The sequence below is a fragment of the Candidatus Magnetaquiglobus chichijimensis genome, from assembly GCF_045865675.1.
GTDB lineage: Bacteria > Pseudomonadota > Magnetococcia > Magnetococcales > Magnetaquicoccaceae > Magnetaquiglobus > Magnetaquiglobus chichijimensis.
On the sequence record NZ_BAAFGK010000002.1, the window covers coordinates 207,159 to 232,080 of the forward strand.

The 24,922-nt window shown below is 60.5% G+C and carries 11 protein-coding genes and 1 pseudogene; 7 read left to right on the plus strand and 5 right to left on the minus strand.

All coding sequences use genetic code 11. The annotated features are described in order from the left end of the window. Positions 1-136 precede the first annotated feature (136 nt). On the minus strand, positions 137-934 hold the full coding sequence (locus ACOY6C_RS02925; RefSeq protein ID WP_420904263.1) for a hypothetical protein: 798 nt from the start codon (positions 932-934) through the stop codon (positions 137-139). Here ACOY6C_RS02925 and ACOY6C_RS02930 point away from each other — a divergent pair. Next, positions 854-2,317, plus strand: a pseudogene (locus ACOY6C_RS02930) (DUF4347 domain-containing protein); the annotation flags it as partial. The gene ACOY6C_RS02925 and the pseudogene ACOY6C_RS02930 sit on opposite strands and share 81 nt — an antisense overlap. Positions 2,318-2,382: 65 nt before the next feature. Here ACOY6C_RS02930 and ACOY6C_RS02935 read toward each other — a convergent pair. Beyond that, positions 2,383-2,598, minus strand: a complete 216-nt coding sequence (locus ACOY6C_RS02935) for a hypothetical protein (protein ID WP_420904264.1) — start codon at positions 2,596-2,598, stop codon at positions 2,383-2,385. On the opposite strand from ACOY6C_RS02935, the gene ACOY6C_RS02940 reads away from it, so the two are divergent. Continuing rightward, complete coding sequence (locus ACOY6C_RS02940; RefSeq protein ID WP_420904253.1) at positions 2,504-15,502, plus strand: Calx-beta domain-containing protein; 12,999 nt, start codon at positions 2,504-2,506, stop codon at positions 15,500-15,502. The genes ACOY6C_RS02935 and ACOY6C_RS02940 overlap by 95 nt on opposite strands. A 331-nt stretch (positions 15,503-15,833) precedes the next feature. Here ACOY6C_RS02940 and ACOY6C_RS02945 read toward each other — a convergent pair whose 3' ends face one another. From ACOY6C_RS02945 to ACOY6C_RS02955, 3 genes are all read right to left on the minus strand, one after another. Further along, positions 15,834-16,283, minus strand: coding sequence for a YaiI/YqxD family protein (locus ACOY6C_RS02945; protein ID WP_420903983.1), 450 nt, complete (start codon positions 16,281-16,283; stop codon positions 15,834-15,836). 148 nt (positions 16,284-16,431) lie between these two features. Further along, positions 16,432-16,635, minus strand: a complete 204-nt coding sequence (locus ACOY6C_RS02950) for a DUF4351 domain-containing protein (RefSeq protein WP_420903984.1) — start codon at positions 16,633-16,635, stop codon at positions 16,432-16,434. Positions 16,636-16,665: 30 nt separating this feature from the next. Next, positions 16,666-16,938: a hypothetical protein gene (locus tag ACOY6C_RS02955; protein WP_420903985.1), complete on the minus strand. Its 273-nt coding sequence runs from the start codon at positions 16,936-16,938 to the stop codon at positions 16,666-16,668. Positions 16,939-17,202: 264 nt separating this feature from the next. Between ACOY6C_RS02955 and ACOY6C_RS02960 the strand changes: the two genes are divergently transcribed. The 5 genes from ACOY6C_RS02960 (at position 17,203) to ACOY6C_RS02980 (ending at position 24,903) form a co-directional block, all read left to right on the plus strand. Further along, entirely contained in the window at positions 17,203-17,583 is a 381-nt protein-coding gene (locus ACOY6C_RS02960; RefSeq protein ID WP_420903986.1) for a hypothetical protein, read from the plus strand. Positions 17,584-17,836: 253 nt separating this feature from the next. Then, a complete protein-coding gene (locus ACOY6C_RS02965; protein ID WP_420903987.1) occupies positions 17,837-20,323 on the plus strand; it encodes an MASE1 domain-containing protein in 2,487 nt (828 codons plus the stop codon). 163 nt (positions 20,324-20,486) lie between these two features. Next, a complete protein-coding gene (locus ACOY6C_RS02970; protein ID WP_420903988.1) occupies positions 20,487-24,164 on the plus strand; it encodes an ABC transporter substrate-binding protein in 3,678 nt (1,225 codons plus the stop codon). A 261-nt stretch (positions 24,165-24,425) separates the two neighbouring features. Next, positions 24,426-24,575, plus strand: coding sequence for a hypothetical protein (locus ACOY6C_RS02975; protein WP_420903989.1), 150 nt, complete (start codon positions 24,426-24,428; stop codon positions 24,573-24,575). A 16-nt stretch (positions 24,576-24,591) separates the two neighbouring features. Then, positions 24,592-24,903 (plus strand): hypothetical protein, encoded by a 312-nt coding sequence (locus ACOY6C_RS02980; protein WP_420903990.1) that lies wholly within the window; start codon positions 24,592-24,594, stop codon positions 24,901-24,903. The last annotated feature ends 19 nt before the right edge of the window (positions 24,904-24,922 follow it).

Sequence of the window (24,922 nt, forward strand, 5' to 3'; positions counted from 1 at the left end):
CTGATTCTGACGAATTGTGTCTTATTTGATACCAACTCAACGGTTGTCTCATGTGACAATATTCTTTAATGGTCTCGATCTCCCCCCCTTGTCCCCGTAAAAACCGGCCTGCAAGGCCCTTGATGATCACTCCTGATCAGCATTCCAAGAAATCGTATTTCATATATTGATCATGGATTGTCGATGTGTTTGCTTGCATGGCCTGTCTTTCTGGTCTATGCTTATAGTATTTATTGTGGATATCGTTTTCACTTTGTTTATCATTCCACAAAATGCTCTGCCCCTGACATCGCGCGGGACTGGTGATCCCATGAACAAATTTCTGTTTGCCGGCGGGTTGTCCAGCTTGGGCCCCTTGCCTCAGATCGCCCCGCGCATGCCGTGTGTGAAGTGAGGGCTTGGTGGAAGATGATTGACAACAGCTCCTGGGAAGGCTGGAAGGTTGACTCGGATGGGTGGCGCCTTCGATCCATGTTTTCATAAGACAACCGTATTTCAGGTTTCCCCTTTGTTTTCTTGATGAAACGGCCAATAAAAATGGTGTTTGACGGGAGAAGTCATGAAGAATCGTTTCTTTCTGGCGGGTTGTCTGGCTTTGGAGCCGAGGTTGATGTTCGACGGCGCGGCGGTGACCACGCTGGTCGATTCCGGGCACGATCCCGCCCATGATGCCGCCCCGGCGGATGTTCGGCACGACACCGCGAGCGACTCCGCCCAAAGCGTCGCACCCGCCACCGAGGTTCACCCGGCACTGATCGAGGTGCGTGGCGTGGATCCAAGCCAGAACCAGGGGCGCAAGGAGGTGGCGTTCATCGACACCTCGGTGGCCGATTACCAGATACTGGTCAACGGGGTGCGGGCCGGGGTGGAGGTGGTATTGATCGATGGCGCTCAATCCGGTCTGGCGCAACTGACCCAATGGGCTGACACCCATTCAGGCTACGATGCCATACACCTTCTGTCGCACGGCTCAGAAGCTACAATCCGCCTTGGTACCGACTCTTTAACCAACAATTCTATTGCCACGACATTGATCCATGCGGAACTGACGATTATTGGTCATGCCCTTAAGTCGGATGGTGATCTGTTGATCTATGGTTGCGATGTCGCTGCTGGTGTGAATGGAACCAATTTTCTCAACACCCTTGCTTTGGAAACTGGAGCCGATGTTGCCGCGTCTACAGACAATACCGGAGGAAAAGGCGATACAGGCAATTGGATTTTTGAAAAAACCATAGGAGAAATAAAATCATCTGTTGTCATTGCTGAAGAATCACAGGCAGATTATACTGATATATTAACGGCAAGCTGGTCAAATGCCACCACCATGAATGGAACAACGGCAACGCTGAGCTCCTCCACCCGTTGGGTTCCTGGCGATTTTGATGGGGATGGAGATGTCGATGTCCTTTATCAAACCACCAACACATGGGGTACAGGCATACATTTACTGACAAATAATGGTTCTGGGGTCTTTACTGACCTCCTGGCTGGCACATCGGGCTTTACGAGCGGCATTTTCAATGGGATCAATCTTGGATCTGTGGGGGCCGGTTTGTTAAATCCGGCAGACTATGACAATGATGGTGATCTGGATCTCGTGCGCGTATGGTCCTCTTCCACCAACATGTCGGCTGCATCTTTCGAGTATTTTGAAAACAAGGGCACTTATTTCACCTCATCCACCACCATGAATGGAACAACGGCAACGCTGAGCTCCTCCACCCGTTGGGTTACTGGCGATTTTGATGGGGATAGAGATGTCGATGTCCTTTATCAAACCACCAACACCTGGGGTACAGGCATACATTTACTGACAAATAACGGTTCAGGGGTCTTTACTGACCTCCTGGCTGGCACATCGGGCTTTACGAGCGGCATTTTCAATGGGATCAATCTTGGATCTGTGGGTGCCGGTTTGTTAAACCCGGCAGACTATGACAATGATGGTGATCTGGATCTCGTGCGCGTATGGTCCTCTTCCACCAACATGTCGGCTGCATCTTTCGAGTATTTTGAAAACAAGAGCACTTATTTCACCTCATCCACGACCATGAATGGAACAACGGCAACGCTGAGTTCCTCCACCCGTTGGGTTCCTGGCGATTTTGATGGGGATGGAGATGTCGATGTCGTTTATCAAACCACCAACACCTGGGGTACAGGCATACATTTACTGACAAATAACGGTTCAGGGGTCTTTACTGACCTCCTGGCTGGCACATCGGGCTTTACGAGCGGCATTTTCAATGGGATCAATCTTGGGTCTGTGGGAATCGGTTTATTGAGTCCGGCAGACTATGACAATGATGGCGATCTGGATCTCGTGCGCGTATGGTCCTCTTCCACCAGCATGTCGGCTGCATCTTTCGAGTATTTTTCTCAGGCAGCTTCTCCACCGACTTTGACCTCTTCAACCCCAGCCGATAATACAACCAATTTTTCAACATCCGGGAATCTGGTATTGAACTTTAGTGAAAGTGTCACCAGTGGTTCTGGGACCATGGATATTGTCCGCAGTTCAGACAATACAGTTGTCGAAACAATCGCCACAAATTCCGCTCTGGTCACAGGAGGTGGCACATCGACCATCACCATCAATCCGGCCAATGATCTTGTCAGCGGAACATCTTATTATTTGCGTTTCAGCGAAGGGGCATTCAAGGACCAGGATGGGGAGATTTTTGGTATCTTGCTTGGCTTTGAGCGAACTGCCCTCACCTCTGCCACTTTCCTGAATTTCACCGTCATTTCCTCAGACCCCACCGTCTCGTTGTCGGTGAACAGCGCCTCCATCGCCGAGGCGGCAGGAATCGCCACGGTTACCGCCACGTTGAGCGTCGCTGCGGCCTCGGACACCACGGTCACCATCGCCGCCACCGGCACGGCCACCGGATCGGGCACCGATTACACGCTTGCCTCCACCACCATCACCATCTTGGCCGGAAATACCACCGGAACCGCCACCCTTACGGCAGTTCAAGACACGCTGGATGAGGTGGATGAGACCGTGATTCTCGATATTACCAACGTCAGTGGCGGCGGTGGGGCGACCGAGAACGGCACGCAACAACAGACCGTCACCATCACCGACGACGACAACCCGCCCACGGTGTCGATCAACAGCCCCTCGGTGACCGAAGGGAACAGCGGCACGACCAATCTGACCTATACCGTGACTTTGAGTGCCGCATCCAGCAAAACGATCACCGTCGCTTACGCCACCGCCAACGGCACGGCGACAGCGGGCAGCGACTACACAGCCGCCTCCGGCACCCTGACCTTTGCTGCGGGCGAGACCAGCAAGACCTTCAACGTCACCGTGGCCGGGGATACCACTGCCGAAGGGGACGAAACCCTTACCGCCACCCTGACCAACCCAACCAACGCCACCTTGGACACTGCAACCGGCACCGGCACCATCACCGATGACGAGCTGTACATCTCCTCGGCGACCTACGACGCCAACACCGGCGCGCTTGTGGTCACCGGCAGCAGCTTCACTGCCAACGCCAGCGGCGCGGACGTGGATGTCTCCAAGCTTGTCATCACCGGGCAGAACGGAGAGAGCTGGAGTTTCGACTGGACCAGCGATGTGGAGATCACCAGTTCCACCAGCTTCAGCGTGACCCTGCTCAACAACGACAAACTGGCCGCAGATCGCCTGCTCTGCAAGAACGGCACGACCGCCACGAGCGGAGACACCTTCACGATTGCAACCAATGACGACTGGTTGACCGCGGTAACCTCCGGGGATACCTCTCTCACCAACAAGCCGCTCACGGTCAGCAACGTCGCCAATCCCCTGATGCGCATGCTGGGCACCACCCTCTACGCCGATGGCACGCCGGTGCCGTTGCTTCCGACCAACCATCGGATTTTCGATCCGGACGGCGATGCCGCCTGGAACGGCGGTTCGGTCACGGTGCGACTTTCGGCCAACAGCGAAGCGACCGACCGGATCTATCTGCCCACCAGCAATCCGGGTGGCACCTCTTTTTGGGTGGACAGCAACGGCAACAAGCTGATGAGTGGCGCCACCCAGGTGGGCACCGCCAGCGCTTCCCAGGTGACCGGTTCCTCCACGTTGACCTTCACCTTCAACGCCAGCATGACCAATGATCTGGCTGCGCAGTTGTTGGCCGAGTTGTATTACGAAAACAGCTCTACCACGCCCAGCACGGCGCAACGCACCATCACCGTCACCGCCACCGATGGGGGTGGCGCCAGCAATACCGGCACGGGTTCCCTGTATGTCGCCCCAAGCGACACCCTGGGCGGGGTGGCGGCCACTGGCAACCTCAAGGTGGTGGTGGTCGGAGGTTCCCCTTTGGTCTATCGTTACGATGGCTCCAGTTGGGTCAATCAAAAATACGAGTACCCCCCGTTTCAATCCACCGGCAGCCTGCTCTACACCGGCAGTGGCGCGTATGGCCTGTGGCCGGCGCTCACCAGCGATCCCACTTTGGGTGCGGCCTGGTACGCTCCTGGCACCATCGCCCCCCTGACCGGCCAAACCGCCACCGCCACGGATGTCACCACCACCTGGAGCGCGGGGAATCTCACCGTCAGCCAAAAGATCACCCTGGCCACCACCACGGATCCCTACATCCGTTATGACTGGACGGTGACCAACAACGGCGGTTCGACGATCAACGATCTGCGGCTGTTCCAGTATGCCGATACCTATCTTTCGGGTGGGGATGCGGGCGCCGGGTTCTGGAGTTCCGGAACCAACACCGTCGGTGTGACCAAAACCGCCAGCGGGGAGACGCAACGGATCGCCCTGATCGGCATCACCACCCCCAGCCACTACGAATCGCGCATTTACAGTTCTGTCATCAACAACCTTCTGGCTACCGATCCCAGACTCACCGACGCCATCGACAGCAATGCCGCAACCGATAACGGCTATGCCATGGAGTGGGACAAGACGTCATTGACCGCCGGTTCCTCGTGGACGGTTTCGGCCTTCGAGAGTTTCACCGCCGGCGCGGTGGTGGCCACGGGGGGCAACACCGCCAACATCAATGGCAGCAATGTTTCGGTGACCTACATCGTCACCAACTATGGCAGTACCCAGAACCTCTCTTACAGCGTCAGCGCGCCCACCGGCTGGAACGTCACACTGGACAAAACCTCGGACAGCAACGTGGCACAGAACGGTTCGGTGACCGTGACCGCCACCATCACCGGAACAGGATCATCTGGCGCAGGTGAATATGACCTGGTGCTGACCGCCACCGGCTCGGACGGAAGCAGCAGCCGCGCCGTGGATCTGATCACCTTGACCACGCCCCCGCCCCCTACGGTCACCCTGTCGGTCAACAACGCCTCCATCGCCGAGGCGGCAGGAACCGCCACGGTTACCGCCACGTTGAGCGTCGCTGCGGCCTCGGACACCACGGTCACCATCGGCGCCACGGGCACGGCCACCGGATCGGGCACCGATTACACGCTCTCCTCGACCACCATCACCATCTTAGCCGGAAATACCACCGGAACCGCCACCCTCACATCGGTACAGGATTCAACCTACGAAGGGAGTGAGACGATCATTCTCGACATCACCGGTGTCAGCGGCGGCGGCGGGGCGACCGAAAACGGTACGCAACAGCAGACCGTCACCATCACCGATGATGACCCGGCTCCGACCATTCATGCCGGTACATTATTGATCATCGGATTCAACGCCGATTCGACAGATCCGGACTATTTCTCTCTTGTGGCGCTGGAGGAGATCAGCGTTGGGACAGTCCTCCATATTACCGACACTGGTATACAAAATACGGGTGAGTTTTTTACTGTTGACAGTAACAATAACACGTTGACTGGAGATTCCCAAATAACCTGGACAGTGACATCAACTGTCCCTGCCGGAAAAGTTCTCACCCAAACACTCAAAGGCGTAAGCGGAGCATTAACCGGGCTGGATGATTACGGAACAATTACCTCTCCTGATGCCAACGGCAACAACTGGCAATCGGCAGGAGATCAACTGTTCATATACTCTGGTACCCAAGGAGCAGCCAGCTCGGCAACATGGCTGCTCGCCTTCACCAATGAACAAAACAATTCCCTCTCCGGCGTTGGTGGTTGGCAAGGAGGCTCCACCAGCTTAACTGTTTCATCGTCAAGCTACAAACCTTCAGGCGTGGTTGATGGCACATCCGGATTCTCTCTGGGCAATAATGTTGCCAACACCAGTGCAACCAACACTGTCGGAGCGTTTGGCACCGGCAATTATGGTTTTGACAATATGAGATACAACGGCATCACGTCCGGAACCGTATCTCAACTGCGATCGGCAATTTTTAATGCTGCCAACTGGGTGGGAGACAACACCAACACCTACAGCCTCGGTGTTGGTTCAGGATACACATGGAGCAATGACTTTAACATCACCAGCGGCCCCTCCGTCTCGTTGTCGGTGAACAACGCCTCCATCGCCGAGGCGGCAGGAACCGCCACGGTCACGGCCACGTTGAGCGCCGCTGCGGCCTCGGACACCACGGTCACCATCGCCGCCACGGGCACGGCCACCGGATCGGGCACCGATTACACGCTCTCCACCACCACCATCACCATCTTAGCCGGAAATACCACCGGAACCGCCACCCTCACGGCAGTTCAAGACACGCTGGATGAGGTGGATGAGACCGTGATTCTCGATATTACCAACGTCAGTGGCGGCGGTGGGGCGAGCGAGAGCGGCACGCAACAACAGACCGTCACCCTCACCGATGACGACAACCCGCCCACGGTATCGATCGACAGTCCCACGGTGAGCGAAGGCAACAGCGGCAGCGCCACCCTGACCTATACCGTGACGTTAAGTGCCGCATCCAGCAAAACCATCACCGTCGATTACGCCACCGCCAATGGCACGGCGACAGCTGGCAGCGACTACACCGCCGCCTCCGGCACCCTGACCTTTGCTGCGGGCGAGACCAGCAAGACCTTCACCGTCACCGTGGCCGGCGACACCACGGACGAGTCCGACGAGACCCTCACCGCCACCCTTTCGAACCCCTCCAATGCCACCCTGGGCACGACCAGCGGCACCGGCACCCTGACCGACGACGACAACCCGCCCACGGTGTCGATCAACAGCCCCTCGGTGACCGAAGGGAACAGCGGTACGACCAATCTGACCTATACCGTGACGTTAAGTGCCGCATCCAGCAAAACCATCACCGTCGATTACGCCACCGCCAATGGCACGGCGACAGCTGGCAGCGACTACACCGCCGCCTCCGGCACCCTGACCTTTGCTGCGGGCGAGACCAGCAAGACCTTCACCGTCACCGTGGCCGGCGACACCACGGACGAGTCCGACGAGACCCTCACCGCCACCCTTTCGAACCCCTCCAATGCCACCCTGGGCACGGCCAGCGGCACCGGCACCCTGACCGACGACGACAACCCGCCCACGGTATCGATCGACAGTCCCACGGTGAGCGAAGGCAACAGCGGGACCACCACCCTGACCTATACCGTGACGTTAAGCGCGGCCTCGGGCAAGACGATCACGGTGGATTACGCCACCGCCAACGGCACGGCCACCGCCGGGACCGACTACACCGCCGCCACCGGCACGCTGACCTTTGCGGCAGGGGAGACCAGCAAGACCTTCACCGTCACCGTGGCCGGGGATACCACGGACGAGCCCGACGAGACCCTGACCGCCACCCTTTCGAACCCTTCCAACGTCACCCTGGGCACGGCCAGCGGCACCGGCACCCTGACCGACGACGACAACCCGCCCACGGTATCGATCGACAGTCCCACGGTGAGCGAAGGCAACAGCGGGACCACCACCCTGACCTATACCGTGACGTTAAGCGCCGCCTCGGGCAAGACGATCACGGTGGACTACGCCACCGCCAACGGCACGGCCACCGCCGGGACCGACTACACCGCCGCCACCGGCACCTTGACCTTTGCGGCAGGGGAGACCAGCAAAACCTTCACCGTCACTGTGGCCGGGGATACCACCACCGAGGGCAACGAGACCCTGACCGCCACTCTCAGCAATGCTTCGAATGCCACCCTGGGCACAGCGACCGGCACCGGCACCCTCACCGACGACGACAACCCGGCCCCAACCCTGACCGCCACGGGCGCCACGCCGACCTTTACCGAGGGTGGATCGGCGGTGGATCTGTTCGGCACGGTGTCGGCCTCCACCAACGAGTCCGGGAAGAACTTCACCGGCATGACCCTGACCGTGACCAACGTCGCGGACAGCATCGAATATCTGACCATCGATGGAACCGATGTGGCGTTGACCAATGGCAACAGCGTCGGCGTGTCGGGTGGCGCGGCGGCGGTGGGGGTGACGGCGGGGACGGCGACGGTGACCCTGACCGGGTTGTCGTTGAGCGATGCGGCCATGACCACCCTGGTGGACGGCATCACCTATCGCAACTCCAGCAACGCGCCGACCACCGCGAGCACCCGCGTGGTCACCATCACCGGCATCACCGACAACAGCAGCGCCAACGCCAGCGCCACGCCCAACCGTGCGGCGACGGTGACCCTGGTTGCCGTCAACCCCACGGTTACCCTGTCGGTGAACAACGCCACCATCGCCGAGGCCGCCGGCATCGCCACTGTCACCGCCACCTTGAGCGCCGCCACCACCACCGACACCACCGTCACCCTGACCGCCAGCGGCACGGGTACCGGCGGGGGCACGGATTACACCCTGTCGTCCACCACCCTCACCATCCTGGCGAATCAAACCACCGGCACGGCGACCATCACGGCGGTTCAGGACACGTTGGATGAGGCGGATGAAACGGTCATCCTCGACATCAGCAACGTCACCGGCGGGGGTGGCGCGATCGAAAGCGGCGCCCAGCAATCTACCATTACCCTCACCGACGACGACAACCCGCCCACGGTATCGATCGACAGTCCCACGGTGACCGAAGGCAACAGCGGCAGCGCCACCCTGACCTATACCGTGACGTTAAGCGCCGCCTCGGGCAAGACGATCACGGTGGACTACGCCACCGCCAACGGCACGGCCACCGCCGGGACCGATTACACCGCCGCCACCGGCACGCTGACCTTTGCTGCGGGCGAGACCAGCAAGACCTTCACCGTCACCGTGGCCGGCGACACCACGGACGAGCCCGACGAGACCCTCACCGCCACCCTTTCGAACCCCTCCAATGCCACCTTGGGCACGACCAGCGGCACCGGCACCCTGACCGACGACGACAACCCGCCCACGGTGTCGATCAACAGCCCCTCGGTGACCGAAGGGAACAGCGGCACGACCAATCTGACCTATACCGTGACTTTAAGTGCCGCATCCAGCAAAACGATCACGGTGGATTACGCCACCGCCAACGGCACGGCCAGCGCCGGGACCGACTACACCGCCGCCACCGGCACCTTGACCTTCGCGGCAGGGGAGACCAGCAAAACCTTCACCGTCACCGTGGCCGGCGACACCACGGACGAGCCCGACGAGACCCTCACCGCCACCCTTTCGACCCCCTCCAATGCCACCCTGGGCACGGCCAGCGGCACCGGCACCCTGACCGACGACGACAACCCGCCCACGGTATCGATCGACAGTCCCACGGTGAGCGAAGGCAACAGCGGCACCGCCACCCTGACCTATACTGTGACTTTAAGTGCAGCATCCAGCAAAACGATCACGGTGGATTACGCCACCGCCAACGGCACGGCCAGCGCCGGGACCGACTACACCGCCGCCACCGGCACGCTGACCTTCGCGGCAGGGGAGACCAGCAAAACCTTCACCGTCACCGTGGCCGGCGACACCACGGACGAGTCCGACGAGACCCTCACCGCCACCCTTTCGAACCCCTCCAACGTCACCCTGGGCACGGCCAGCGGCACCGGCACCCTGACCGACGACGACAACCCGCCCACGGTATCGATCGACAGTCCCACGGTGAGCGAAGGCAACAGCGGGACCACCACCCTGACCTATACCGTGACGTTAAGCGCGGCCTCGGGCAAGACGATCACGGTGGATTACGCCACCGCCAACGGCACGGCCACCGCCGGGACCGACTACACCGCCGCCACCGGCACCTTGACCTTTGCGGCAGGGGAGACCAGCAAAACCTTCACCGTCACCGTGGCCGGGGATACCACCACCGAGGGCAACGAGACCCTGACCGCCACGCTCAGCAATGCTTCGAATGCTACCCTGGGCACCGCGACCGGCACCGGCACCCTGACCGACGACGACAATGCTGCGCCAACCTTGACCACCATTTCCAATCTGACCGGGGCCACGGAGGACACCGCCTTCACCATCACCTATGCCGATCTGGCGGCGGCGGCCAACGAGGCGGATGCCGAGAGCGATCCGATTTCGTTCCGGATCGAGACGGTTTCGAGCGGCATCCTCACCAAGGGCGGTGTGTCCGTGGTGGCGGGAACGACGATGCTTGCCACGGGTGAATCCCTGGTCTGGACTCCGGCATCCAACGCCAACGGCACGTTGGGAGCTTTCACGGTCAAGGCCCATGACACCCATACCTTTTCGGCCAGTGCCGTGGCGGTTAACGTGGTGGTGGGCGCGGTCAACGATCAACCGGTGGTGACCGCCGGCGGGACGCTTGCCTACACCGAGAACGATGCAGCCAAGGTGATCGACGCCACCATCACCCTCGCCGATGTGGATGATACCCAGATCACCGGGGCCACGGTGTCGATCGGCAGCGGTTTGACCAGCGGCGATACCCTGGCCCTGACGACCCAGAACGGGATTTCGGGCAATTACAACGCGACAACCGGGGTGCTGACCCTGACCGGGACGGCGACCCTGGCCCAGTATCAGGCGGCGCTGCGAACGGTGACCTTTGTCTCCAGCAGCGAGGATCCCACCGCGACGCATGCCACCCGGACGGTGACCTGGGCGGTCACGGATGCCAATTCGGACAACACCAGCGCCCAGACGAGCAGCGGGGTCACCTCGACCATCCACCTCACCGCCACCGCCGATGCGCCGGTGGTGACCGCCGGCGGGACGCTTGCCTACACCGAGAACGATGCAGCCAAGGTGATCGACGCCACCATCACCCTCGCCGATGTGGATGATACCCAGATCACCGGGGCCACGGTGTCGATCGGCAGCGGTTTGACCAGCGGCGATACCCTGGCCTTGACGACCCAGAACGGGATTTCGGGCAGCTACAACGCGACAACCGGGGTTCTGACCCTGACCGGGACGGCGACCCTGGCCCAGTATCAGGCGGCGCTGCGAACGGTGACCTTTGTCTCCAGCAGCGAGGATCCCACCGCGACGCATGCCACCCGGACGGTGACCTGGGCGGTCACGGATGCCAATTCGGACAACACCAGCGTCCAGACGAGCAGCGGGGTCACCTCGACCATCCACCTCACCGCCACCGCCGATGCGCCGGTGGTGACCGCCGGCGGGACGCTTGCCTATACCGAGAACGATGCAGCCAAGGTGATCGACGCCACCATCACCCTCGCCGATGTGGATGATACCCAGATCACCGGGGCCACGGTGTCGATCGGCAGCGGTTTGAGCAGCGGCGATACCCTGGCCTTGACGACCCAGAACGGGATTTCGGGCAGCTACAACGCGACAACCGGGGTGCTGACCCTGACCGGGACGGCGACCCTGGCCCAGTATCAGGCGGCGCTGCGAACGGTGACCTTTGTCTCCAGCAGCGAGGATCCCACCGCGACGCATGCCACCCGGACGGTGACCTGGGCGGTCACGGATGCCAATTCGGACAACGCCAGCGTCCAGACGAGCAGCGGGGTCACCTCGACCATCCACCTCACCGCCACCGCCGATGCGCCGGTGGTGACCGCCGGCGGGACGCTTGCCTACACCGAGAACGATGCAGCCAAGGTGATCGACGCCACCATCACCCTCGCCGATGTGGATGATACCCAGATCACCGGGGCCACGGTGTCGATCGGCAGCGGTTTGACCAGCGGCGATACCCTGGCCCTGACGACCCAGAATGGGATTTCGGGCAGCTACAACGCGACAACCGGGGTTCTGACCCTGACCGGGACGGCGACCCTGGCCCAGTATCAGGCGGCGCTGCGAACGGTGACCTTTGTCTCCAGCAGCGAGGATCCCACCGCGACGCATGCCACCCGGACGGTGACCTGGGCGGTCACGGATGCCAATTCGGACAACACCAGCGTCCAGACGAGCAGCGGGGTCACCTCGACCATCCACCTCACCGCCACCGCCGATGCGCCGGTGGTGACCGCCGGCGGGACGCTTGCCTATACCGAGAACGATGCAGCCAAGGTGATCGACGCCACCATCACCCTCGCCGATGTGGATGATACCCAGATCACCGGGGCCACGGTGTCGATCGGCAGCGGTTTGACCAGCGGCGATACCCTGGCCTTGACGACCCAGAACGGGATTTCGGGCAGCTACAACGCGACAACCGGGGTGCTGACCCTGACCGGGACGGCGACCCTGGCCCAGTATCAGGCGGCGCTGCGAACGGTGACCTTTGTCTCCAGCAGCGAGGATCCCACCGCGACGCATGCCACCCGGACGGTGACCTGGGCGGTCACGGATGCCAATTCGGACAACACCAGCGCCCAGACGAGCAGCGGGGTCACCTCGACCATCCACCTCACCGCCACCGCCGATGCGCCGGTGGTGACCGCCGGCGGGACGCTTGCCTATACCGAGAACGATGCAGCCAAGGTGATCGACGCCACCATCACCCTCGCCGATGTGGATGATACCCAGATCACCGGGGCCACGGTGTCGATCGGCAGCGGTTTGACCAGCGGCGATACCCTGGCCTTGACGACCCAGAACGGGATTTCGGGCAATTACAACGCGACAACCGGGGTTCTGACCCTGACCGGGACGGCGACCCTGGCCCAGTATCAGGCGGCGCTGCGGACGGTGACCTTTGTCTCCAGCAGCGAGGATCCCACCGCGACGCATGCCACCCGGACGGTGACCTGGGCGGTCACGGATGCCAATTCGGACAACACCAGCGTCCAGACGAGCAGCGGGGTCACCTCGACCATCCACCTCACCGCCACCGCCGATGCGCCGGTGGTGACCGCCGGCGGGACGCTTGCCTACACCGAGAACGATGCAGCCAAGGTGATCGACGCCACCATCACCCTCGCCGATGTGGATGATACCCAGATCACCGGGGCCACGGTGTCGATCGGCAGCGGTTTGACCAGCGGCGATACCCTGGCCCTGACGACCCAGAACGGGATTTCGGGCAGCTACAACGCGACAACCGGGGTGCTGACCCTGACCGGGACGGCGACCCTGGCCCAGTATCAGGCGGCGCTGCGAACGGTGACCTTTGTCTCCAGCAGCGAGGATCCCACCGCGACGCATGCCACCCGGACGGTGACCTGGGCGGTCACGGATGCCAATTCGGACAACACCAGCGTCCAGACGAGCAGCGGCGTTACCTCGACCATCGACGTGACGGCGGTTGACGATGCGCCGGTGGTGACCGCCGGCGGGACGCTTGCCTACACCGAGAACGATGCAGCCAAGGTGATCGACGCCACCCTGACTCTTTTCGATCCGGACGATACCCAATTGACTGGCGCGGTGGTGACCATTGCCACGGGTCTCACCAGTGGCGATCTGTTGGCTTTCACCGAGGCCCATGGGATCAGCGGCGGTTATGATGTCGCCACGGGACGGTTGACCCTGACCGGAACGGCGACCCTGGCCCAGTATCAGGCGGTGTTGCGCGGTGTGACCTTTGCGAGCGCGAGCGATACGCCGACCGTGATCGATGCCACGCGCGGCATCACCTGGAACGTCACGGATCGGGCCGTGACCGGGGCCAACGGGCCGTTGAGCAACGGCGCGGCTTCGAGTGCGATTCAGATCGCGGCGGTCAACGACAATCCTCTGGCTTTCGAGGATGTCGGCACCGCCGTGGAGGCGGGTGGGGTTGCCAATGGCACGCCGGGCAGCGATGCCACGGGCAATCTCTTGACCAACGACACGGATGCGGACGGAGTCACGGATACCAAACAGGTGTCGGGGATTCGCGTCGAGGCGGGGCAAACCGGGACGGTGGGCAGTGGACTGGCGGGTCTGTATGGCACCTTGACGGTGCAGGCGGATGGCAGCTTCGTGTATCGGGTCGATCACGACAATCCTCTGGTGCAATCCCTGCGCCTGAATACGCAAACGGTCACCGATCCCTTTGTCTACACCTTGCGCGACGGGGCCGGGGTGACCAGCAGCGCCACCCTGACCATCACCCTGTTCGGACGCAACGATGCGCCGACCGTGCAAAACATGATTGCCAACCAGACCTGGAACGGCGTTGGAGAGAAGCGTTTTGCGTTCGACGGCGCAGATTTTGGGGATGTGGATGGCGGTGATCTTCTCACCTATACCGCCCTTTCCGGAGATGGCAAGGAGCTTCCGAGTTGGTTGATCTTCCAGGCCGACACCCGCACCTTCAAGGGGGCTCCGCCTTACGGCGGTTACAGTCAGGCAATCACGGTCACCGCCATGGATCGGGCCGGAGCCAGCGTCTCTCAGAGCTTCACGATTGCGGTCAACAATCCGGCGCCGATTCCGACGCCTCCACCGCCGCCACCGGTTGAGAGCCCGCCACCGGTCACCAATGCCGCCTCCTCGTCCACTGTGGAGCAGGTGGTGACCTATCAGGCCACGGGCGAACTCCCGTCGCTCAACACCAACGGCCTGGCGCCGGTGGTGACCTTCTCCTCTTCTTCGCCGCCGCCGACCACCCTGCCGCAAACCCCGAAAACCGGCGGGGAGACGGTGGTCAAGAGCACCACCACCAGCAGCACGGCCACCACCCCGACGGTGACACCACCCCCGCCACCGCCGATCACCGGGACTGTGACCCAGGCCGGCACCCCGGGGGCCTTCCAGATCGTGGTGCTGGCGCCAACGGGTGGTTCGTCGGGTGATGCGGCCCTGGTCGTCAACAAGGGAATTCCGGACGTGGTGACCACCACCGGCGGCGGCAAGATCGACGTGACAATTCCGCCCACCGCCTTTGCCCACACCGACGCCAACGCCACGGTGACCCTGTCGGCGCAGCAGGTGAATGGTGCCGGACTGCCCGGATGGCTGCGATTTGATCCCAAAACCGGGAAATTCAGCGGCTCGCCGCCCGCCGACGCCAAGGGGGAGGTGGTGATTCGCGTCATGGCCCGTGACAATAACGGTCGTGAGGCGGTGACGGTGTTTCGCATCAAGATGGGGAAAGGGGGCGCGCAACGCGGTGCCTGGCTCGATTTGGAGGGTGATGAAGAGGTGTCGCGGGTGGCGTTTGCCGAAACCCGCGAGGGCTGGATTCGACCCGTCAAGCCCCAGGTTCGGGCGTTCGACCCGCGCGATGGCTTTGGCAAGAGCGCCTTGACCCGACAACTGGCTGATGCCGGACGGGATGGCCAGCTCAAGGCTGCCGAACGGTTGCTGCGCGCCGCCGAACGGTTGAGCAGCCGTCATCTGGGGTGATTGGGAAGAGTGGCCTGGTTTGATGTCCAACCACGGAACGCGGGAGCGGGGTGGGGAGAGTATCCCGAACCGGGTTACTGGGCGGCTCCGGGTTGGTGACGGAGATGGGACCAGGGAGGGGATAGGGGAGGGGATAGGGGAGGGGGCAGATCAGGCATCGATCAGGCATCGATCAGGCATCGATCAGGCATCGATCAGGCATCGATCAGGCATCGATCAGGCATCGATCAGGCATCGATCAGGCATCGATCAGGCATCGATCAGGCATCGATCAGGCATCGATCAGGCATCGATCAGGCATCGATCAGGCATCGATCAGGCATCGATCACATCATCGCCCGCGTTTGAGGGCCTGAATGACCTCTTCCAGGGTTTGCAGAAAGCGTGACCGGTCCTTGGGGCCAAAGGGTGGGCCGCCACCCCGGATTTCACCCGCATCGCGCAGGTGGGCGTTGAGATCGCGCATGGCCAGGGCCATGCCGATGCCGTCATCATCGAAGGGTTTTCCGGTGGGACCGAGCACCCGGGCGCCCTTGGCCAGACAGCGGGCGGCCAGGGGAATGTCCGCCGTGATGGCGACATCGCCGGCTTCGATGCGTTCCACGATCCAGTCGTCGGCCTTGTCCAGACCGCCCGTCACCACCTGAATGGTCAGCAGGGGGTGGGCGGGCAGACGCATCCACTGGTTGGTGACCATGAGGACTGCGAGCGCATGGCGTTCGGCCACCCGCATCACCTCGGACTTCACCGGACAGGCATCGGCATCCACGAAGATCTTCATGTCTGATGTGCTTTCAGCGCCTACTTTGGGTGTCGCGATCAAGAGCCTTTTCGAACGAATGCTCTGGCTCTCCAGGTCGAAGGGCGGAAACCGATGCCGATGGTCGCCTGTCGGCGATGATGATCCTCGGAAACGCCCCCACCAGAATTCAGTCCGAAAAGATCTCCTCAAGAGCCTGCGCATCGAAAATTCGCAGGCTCCACGCCTCCAACAAGGGCAAATCGGCTTGGGCGATCCGCTCGCTGGCCCATGATGGAATGGATCCGAAACGACGTTGGAGTTGACGGGTCAGCATGGTCACTTCGCCTTTCTGGCGACTGCGCTGTTCGCCGCGCTGAATACCGGCCAGCATCCCTTATTTCATCCCTTTTTCATGACCAAACTACTCAATACTCGAGATGTAGGGCATTTTCTGATTCTTCTCGAATGCAATGATTTCCATTCCCAATTGTTCGGCCAATGCCTTCGGCAGATGCAGCACCCAGTCGATGAAACGGAACAGATCGATCACCTGTTGGCGGTCGTAACCCTGTTCGTACAAACGACGGATCAAACGACGTTTGGCCTGATAACGCGCATCGGGTCGATGTTGGGTCTGTTTGGTCTGGATAGGCGCCAACGTCACCGTGGCAAACGGGTTGATCGATTCTTCCAACGCCTCTGCCGGGTAATCGATCCGTTTGATTGCCGTGAACCGATAACTCTGCTTCGTCCCCCACAGTTCGTATGGGTACTCCGTTGGTCGCCATGATTCTACTGATACACCGTTCCCAATGTGAAAGCGAGATTTTTTGGAACGGGCGAGACTGCGGAAACGTTTGCGTCATCTCTCCATCCCCCCTCTTGCCAGCGACGACGGCATGTCGGACGACACGTCGGATGGCAGGCCTGGCAAAACGGCTTCCGGAGGGGCCGTGACATGAGCAATCCGCTCGATTCAGGTCTCGGGATCGTCCGGTTGCAGGACAGAAAGGCGGGGATGCGTGTCTTCGGTCATGACCTCAGCCTGTCCGATCCATCCCACAATCGGTCAGCAGGGATCGATGCCTGTTCGGGTTCGCGGTGGCCATCTGTCTGGAAAGGTATTGATCTACAAAAGGTTAAGGGCTTCAAGAGCCGTTTGCATCGGCGGAAGCGGGTGGTATCATGCAGCCATGATCGGCAATCCGACACAGGTCAAGCAGCCCATGTCACCCTGCAATGGATGCCGAGAGCCATTCCTGCTTGCCGCATGAGGTTCATTGACCATCAGACTGAGGGTCGCTTCATCCCCGATTTCTGCTCGCCGACGCAGGGATAAGCGTCTGGCGCGAGGCGTCGCTGGTGCGAGCGGTCCAGCGTGGCCCCCTCGAGCATCCGTTTTTTCGAAGCGTTTCAGGTGCCGTTCGGCCTTGGAAACGTCTGTAATTTGCCTGATGGGGGGAGAGCCACCCCTCACCCCCCGTACCATGGACCTCCTTTCGGGAGTTTCATGGTACGGATAGGCGATCCCCTTGAAAAGTATGGATACCAGAACCGCGATTCGATCGGTTGGGGAGAGAAAGGAGGCGCGCATGAATCCTTTGCGGGGATCGAACCCAGCACGTCCGTTGTCCATGGGTGGGCTGGTTTTGATGGCCTATGCGGTATCCGGATACCTGGGGCTGGTCATGCATTCCCATGTGGATCGGCACATCACCCTGATCTGGCTGCCTACCGGTATTGCCGTGACGGCTCTGCTGCGCTGGGGAAGGCATTTCTGGCCGGCGATCACCGGCGGGGCCATGCTCATCAACATGGGCATGGGCCTGCCTTTTTTCGTGGCGGGCGGCATCGCGGCAGGCAATACCCTTGGGCCGCTCCTGACCGCATGGATCCTGCGACGTGCCGGATTCCATCAGGACTTCGGATATCAGAAAGATGTCCTGCTTTTCACGGTATCCGCCATGATCGGCATGATCGTGACAGCCAGCAATGGCGTCACGATCCTCTGGCTGAGCGGTCAGATTCCATCCCACGAATATGTCCAGGCCTGGCTGACCTGGTGGATGGGAGATACCCTCGGGGTCTTGATCGTCGCGCCTTTGCTGCTCACCCTGTCGAAAAGCAGCCTGAAACGCCTGTCCGACTCGTCTGTGGAAAGTGCGCTTTTCATTCTGATCTTCTGGGGCGTCAACTGGTTGATTTTCTTCTCCCCGTTCATGGCCACCCTGGGCTTCGTTCCGGTGCTGCTGGTGATCTGGGCTGCCCTGCGTCACGGCATCACGGGCGCCTCTCTCACCGTCTTGGCGAATGCGGCCATGGCTTCCTGGGGCACGGCAACGGGTCATGGACCGTTTCATCTGATGGGGGCGCTGGACCAGATCATCCTGACCGGCTACATCCTCACCCACGCCATGGTCAGTCTGGTGGTGACCGCCCTGCATGCGGAAAACCGTCGCACCGCGCGGGAGGTGAACGAAGCCTATCAACGGCTGCGCAAGATCGCCTCACGCCTGCCGGGAATGGTCTATCAGTTCCGACAACGCGCGGATGGCAGTTATTGTCTGCCCTACGCCAGCGAGGCGATTCGCGACCTGTTCCGCATCGAACCGGAACAAGCCCAGAAGCATGCCGATCTCGTGTTCTCTGCCGTCCATCCGGAGGATGTCGATCGGGTGCAACGCTCCATACGGCGCTCGGCGGAAGAGCTGTCCATGTGGCGCGAAGAGTTCCGGGTACGCTACGACGACGGGGAGGAACGCTGGCTGTTCGGAAATTCCATGCCGGAACGCGATGCCCAGGGCGAAGTTCTGTGGCATGGCTTTGTCACGGACATCACGCTGCAAAAAGAGGTCCAGGCGGAATTGCTCAAAGCCAAGGAGCAGGCTGAGTCCGCGAATCGTGCCAAATCGGAATTTCTGGCGGTCATGAGTCACGAAATCCGTACGCCGATGAATGTGGTGCTCGGTATGGGGGATTTATTGTTGGATACGGTCCTGAATGATGAACAAAAGATGTATCTGAACAGATTGCAGAATGCGGGCAACAATCTGCTGGAGTTGATCGACCAGATTCTGGATCTGTCCAGAATCGAATCCGGCCAGATGGTGTTGAAGGAAGAATCGATCGACGTGGCGCAATTGTTTAAAGAAACGGTGAGCCTGTTGGAGGTGTTGGCTTCCGGCAAGGGGTTGCGTCTGGAGGTCATGGTGGAGGAGAGCACACCGGTCTGGGTGCTCGGTGATCGGTTGCGTTTGCGTCAGGTGGTCTTCAACCTGCTGGGTAATGCCGTCAAATTCACCGAACAGGGATCCGTGAAGCTGCGTTGCAGGGTGACGACGGAGGATCCGGACCATCTGCACCTGACCGTGGAGGACACGGGCATTGGCATTCCGGCCAATCATCTGGAGGCCATTTTCAACGCCTTCACCCAGGTCGATTCCAGCATGACCCGACAGTATGGAGGGGTGGGGCTGGGTCTGTCCATCTGCCGGCATCTGGTGGACAGGATGGGGGGTACGATCAAGGTGGTCAGCAATCCAAGCCTGGGGAGCGTGTTTCACATCCGGCTGCCTCTGCGCGTGGTCGAGGCCCCTGCCGCGACCCCGGTGATCAGGTCTCCCGTTGCCGTCGATGCGCCCGAACAGCAGATCCTGCTGGTCGAGGATACCGAGGAGAATCGCGTCCTGATGCGCACCTTTCTCGAAATGACCCCCCATCATCTGACCGTGGCCCAGGATGGCGAGGAGGCGGTGCGCCTGGTACGCGAACGGTCCTTTGATCTGGTGTTCATGGATGTGCAGATGCCGGTCATGGATGGGTATACGGCCACTCGGCAGATCCGTCGATGGGAGCGCGAAACCGGACGCCGCCCACTGTTCATCGTCGCCTTGACGGCCCATGCCCTGGATGGCGAGGAACAACGCAGCCAGGAGGCAGGATGCAATCTGTATTTGAGCAAGCCGATCAAGAAAAAGCGTTTGCTGGAGGTGATTCAAGAACGGATCGGGCAAGCGGACCCAGCCCAAAAGGTGCGCGAAGACAGGCCCCAATGGGAACAAACGGACGGTTGCGCGTGACATTTGCCAGGAGAGCCGAAGCGGTCTATTGTTGTGGATGATCATGGGGCGGATCCTGTCCCAAGCCCGAATCAGGGGGCGGCGGAGCCGGAAGCGTGTTCCATCGATCGAAAGAATGTCTGATTCGTTCGCAGAATTGGCTCTCACATAAGGTAGACCTTCCATGACGCAACCGATACGCCTTGGCCTGATGGCTCCTTTGACTGGTCTGGTGGCACTTTACGGCCCGGAAATTTCATGGGCTGGACGTATCGCCTGCGCTCAGATCAACCAGGACGGAGGCGTGCTTGGAAAACCGCTGGAACTGGTGATCGTCGATGACGGCAGCCTCCCGGAAACCGCCGTGCCCGCCGCGCATGCCCTCATCGATCAGCATCGTTGCGTGGCGATGATCGGCAACCTGTTGTCCAACGCGCGCATTTCGGTCGCCAGCATGGTGGCGGAACCCCGTCGCATACCCTACCTGAATTTTTCGTTTTACGAAGGCAGCATCTCCAGTCGGTATTTCTTTCACTTTGCCGCGCTCCCCAATCAGCAGATCGACCGCATGATTCCGTTCATGGCTCGGGAGTTCGGTCCTAAAATGTTTTTTGCGGGCAGCAACTACGAATGGCCACGGGGTTCCCTCGATGCCGCTCGCCATGTCCTGACCCGCTGGGGTGGTGAAATCGTCGGAGAGGAGTATCTGGAGATCGGCAGTTCCGCCATCGATGACCTGTTGACCAAGGTGGCCCATTCGGGAGCGGATGTTTTCGTTCCCTATTTTGCCGGACAGGATCAGATCGCCCTGCTCACCCGTTTCACCGAACTGGGACTCAAACAGCGCATGGCCGTGGTGATGGGGCACTTCGACGAGGCCATGGCGCGTCGATTGTCGGCTGGGGTGCGTGAAGGGTTCTACTCATCAAACACCTATTTCATGAGTCTTGAGAACGAAGTCAATCACGCCTATTTGCGTCAACTGGCCCGAATGGAGGGGGTGAACGGCATCTGGCCACACGGGAACGGCTTGATCACCAACTTCGGCGAAGGAACCTATCTGTGCGTACACGCCTTCGCCGCAGCGGTGCGACAGGCCGGATCCACGCAGGCCGATGCCCTGCTGGAAGCGTTGAGCACGGTGGAGGTGCAGGGGCTGCAAGGACAGGTGCGCATGGATCCGGTCACTCAGCATGCCCACGTCAACAGTTATCTCTCCCGTTGCAATGCCGACGGAACCTTCACGATCATCGAGCGGTTCGGACAGATTCCGCCCTTCATTCCCGAGCGCTATCGCAGCGTGCGATTTGGCAGCCACGTTTACAAACCGTTGCCCCAAAACACAATGGATGATGAGATCCCGCCGCCGGACGACGCCACGCTTGCGACTGGTGGTGTGGCGGGTGTGGATCGACAGGGACGGATGCTCTTCCACAATGCTCACTTCGCCTCGATGTGGCCGGAATGCGCCTTGGACATCGGTCGTCCGATCCGCCAACTGTGGCGTGACCCGGAGGCGTTCGATGTCGCATTGCAGGAGGCCTTTGCACAAGGATTGTGGCGTGGCGTATTCACGGTTCGCGTCGGATCCGGATCCGAACAGCTCCTTTTGAAGGTCGTTCTGGAGCGATTGCCCTTCAGTACGTCTGAAGCGACCCTCTGCATGCTCTACGTCAATCCGGAAGAGCGTGCGCATCCTCTGTCCGGCGATCCGGCCCGTCGGATTCTCGATATCGCCGACATGGCCGTCATTGCCACAAACGCCGAAGGAACGATTCTGCAAGTCAATACCCGGGCTTGCGAACTGTTCGGATACACGCCCGACGAACTGCAAGGGTTGCCGGTGCATCTGCTCCTGCCGCCCCATCTGCGCGGTCATCACGTCGAATCGATGCAATGGTTCGTGGCGTCGGAAGCCAAAGAGATTCCCATGGGACGACGCGGAGCCGTCTCGGGATACCGCAAGGATGGTTCGGTGTTTCCGGCTGAAGCGAGCATCGCCAAATTTCGCCATGGCTCGGGGTGGATGCTGGTCGTCACCCTCCAGGACATCAGCGAACGCAAACGCGCCGAAGAGGAGATGCTGTGGCGTGCGACCCACGATCCCCTGACCGGTCTGCCGAACCGCGCCCTGATCAAGGAGCGGTTGACCAATGCTCTCCAGCGCACGCGTCGCAACGGGCTGAACGTGGCCCTGTTGTTCATCGATCTCGACAATTTCAAGCTGATCAACGATACCCACGGCCATGAGACGGGCGATCGTCTGCTGGTTGCCGTGGCGAAGATTCTGCTCGACATCATGCGGGCCGGCGATACCGTCGCCCGCCTGGGTGGGGATGAATTTCTGGTGCTGTGCGATCAGACCGAGAGTCTGCAGACCGTGACCAGGTTGGCCGAACGCATCAATCAGGCCCTGCGGGTCTCCATACCCGTGGCCGATCAGCAACTGTTCATCACCGCCAGCATCGGCCTGGCCATCGGCCATGGCGCGACCCATTCCGCCGACGACCTCCTGAGGGAGTCCGATGTGGCCATGTACGCTTCCAAGGAGCAGGGACGCGACGGGTATCGGGTGTTCACGGACGAGGTGCATGCCCTGGTGCAACAGAGACTGACCCTTTCCAACGGACTGCGCCATGCCCTGGAGCGCGACGAATTTTTCTTGTTGTTCCAACCGATCGTGAGCGCGAGTCATGGCCGCATTTGCGGAGCCGAGGCCCTGATCCGCTGGCAGACCGCGACGGGATCGATCTCTCCCGGCGTATTCATTCCGGTCGCCGAGAGTACGGGATCCATCGTGCCGATCGGCGCATGGATTTTCCGGCAGGCATGCCGCGCCCAGACCGGATGGCGCCGCGTACTGACCGGTCGAAATCCGCCTTATGTCTCGATCAACGTCTCCACCAGACAACTGAACGAGGAGAACCTGGTCAACGAATTCGCCAGGATCCTGCACGAAGAGGAGACCCTGCCTGCCCACATTCTGATCGAAATCACCGAAACCTCCCTGATGTCGGACGTGGAACTCAATCTCAAGGCGTTGCGGGGATTGGCGGATCTGGGAATGCGGATCGCCGTCGATGATTTCGGCACCGGGTATTCATCTTTGTTGCAACTGCTGCGTATGCCGGTATCGACGATCAAAATCGATCGGGCCTTCGTGGAGGGATTGGACAAGCGGGAAGACAGTCGCGCCATTACAGCCGCGATCGTGCGCATGTCCAAGTCGCTGGGCAAGGAGGTGATCGCCGAAGGGGTGGAAAACGGGTTCCAGCAACTGGAGTTGCAACATTTGGGCAGTGACCGGCTACAGGGCTTCTATTTTTTTCGTCCGATGAGCAGCGATGCCCTGCTGGATGCGGTCCGCGCCCAGGGGGAACAGGAACCGGGACATACCGGCGCCCCGGTCTATTATACGATCTATCTGAGCGAAGCCACTTGCGAGATGTCCGAAAGCGAATTGGAAGGTTTGCGACGTCAATCGCAGGCGTTCAACAGCCTGCATGGGGTCACCGGTTTCCTGATCTATGCCAATGGTCATTTCATGCAGATGTTGGAGGGGCGCACGGAAATGGTGCACGAACTGATGGAGAAGATCGCCCAGGATCGCCGTCATCGGAACATTCACGTCGTGGTCAGTGGTCAGGCTGAACGCCGTCTGTTTCAGAACTGGAGCATGGGGTTCTGGAACATGGAACAGGCCAACAATGGCGCGGATTTTTCCCAATGGATGGAGAAAACGATCAATCTTCTGGATTTATCGCACAATGCACGGTTGTGTTTTGCCCTGTTCGACGCTCTGTCGAAACAGGACGGCTTGAACGCAATCCAATCCGACCACCTGTCAGGGCATCGCCGGTGATGGTTTGATCCAGTATTCCTGAGCCATGCCGGAATCAAGGCGCAAAAATACCGCATTCCTGAGCCATGCCGGAATCAAGGCGCCAAAATACCGCATGGTCTGGCGGGTGCGGTTGCCGCTTGTTGATAGAGGAGTTTGCAGCCCCGTGGCTCCAATCGGGCTTCACCCTGGCCAGGGATGTCAAGTGGAATGCCTTGGACCTCTTTGGACGATTTCGGCTAACGTATTCATGAGTTGTCGTTCCAGCCAGGAGATGCATCCATGCGTCACGCCGCCGTCCCGTTTGATGCCTTGAAATTCGTCGCAACGCTCCAGGCATCTGGGTTTGATGAGCCACAGGCCAAAGGGATGGCAGCCGCCATTCGGGAGGATGCAGCAGGCCAATCTGAACGAATTGGCAACGAAGCGTGACATCAAGGCGTTGGAAGTGAAGATCGAAGCCGCCGAGGCCGACACCATCAAATGGACGGCAGGCATGTTCGCGGCGCAAACCGCCTTGATCCTCGGTGCCCTGTTCGCCGTCATGAAGTTGAACCAGCCGCCCGCGCCGGTTCAATACGTTTCACCCCTCCCGGCCAGGAGATGCGCCTTCCCGTCCCACCTTCGGCGCGGTGATCAGGATGGCCTCGCGCCCGAGGAAGACACGCCACCCGCCGCATCTTTGTTCATGGTGATGCGGGTGATCGTCGATGAGTTGGAAAAGATTGATGAAGTGATGAAATCCCTGGCCCACGCATGAGCGACGGGATCGCCGGGAG

Excerpts from the sequence above, each read along its gene's own strand:
- ACOY6C_RS02925 (WP_420904263.1), bottom strand. The coding sequence starts at position 934 with ATGGGTGTCAGCCCATTGGGTCAGTTGCGCCAGACCGGATTGAGCGCC.
- ACOY6C_RS02940 (WP_420904253.1), top strand. The coding sequence starts at position 2,504 with ATGGATATTGTCCGCAGTTCAGACAATACAGTTGTCGAAACAATCGCC.
- ACOY6C_RS02935 (WP_420904264.1), bottom strand. The coding sequence starts at position 2,598 with ATGGTGATGGTCGATGTGCCACCTCCTGTGACCAGAGCGGAATTTGTG.
- ACOY6C_RS02945 (WP_420903983.1), bottom strand. The coding sequence starts at position 16,283 with ATGAAGATCTTCGTGGATGCCGATGCCTGTCCGGTGAAGTCCGAGGTG.
- ACOY6C_RS02950 (WP_420903984.1), bottom strand. The coding sequence starts at position 16,635 with ATGCTGGCCGGTATTCAGCGCGGCGAACAGCGCAGTCGCCAGAAAGGC.
- ACOY6C_RS02960 (WP_420903986.1), top strand. The coding sequence starts at position 17,203 with ATGAGCAATCCGCTCGATTCAGGTCTCGGGATCGTCCGGTTGCAGGAC.
- ACOY6C_RS02965 (WP_420903987.1), top strand. The coding sequence starts at position 17,837 with ATGAATCCTTTGCGGGGATCGAACCCAGCACGTCCGTTGTCCATGGGT.
- ACOY6C_RS02970 (WP_420903988.1), top strand. The coding sequence starts at position 20,487 with ATGACGCAACCGATACGCCTTGGCCTGATGGCTCCTTTGACTGGTCTG.
- ACOY6C_RS02975 (WP_420903989.1), top strand. The coding sequence starts at position 24,426 with ATGCGTCACGCCGCCGTCCCGTTTGATGCCTTGAAATTCGTCGCAACG.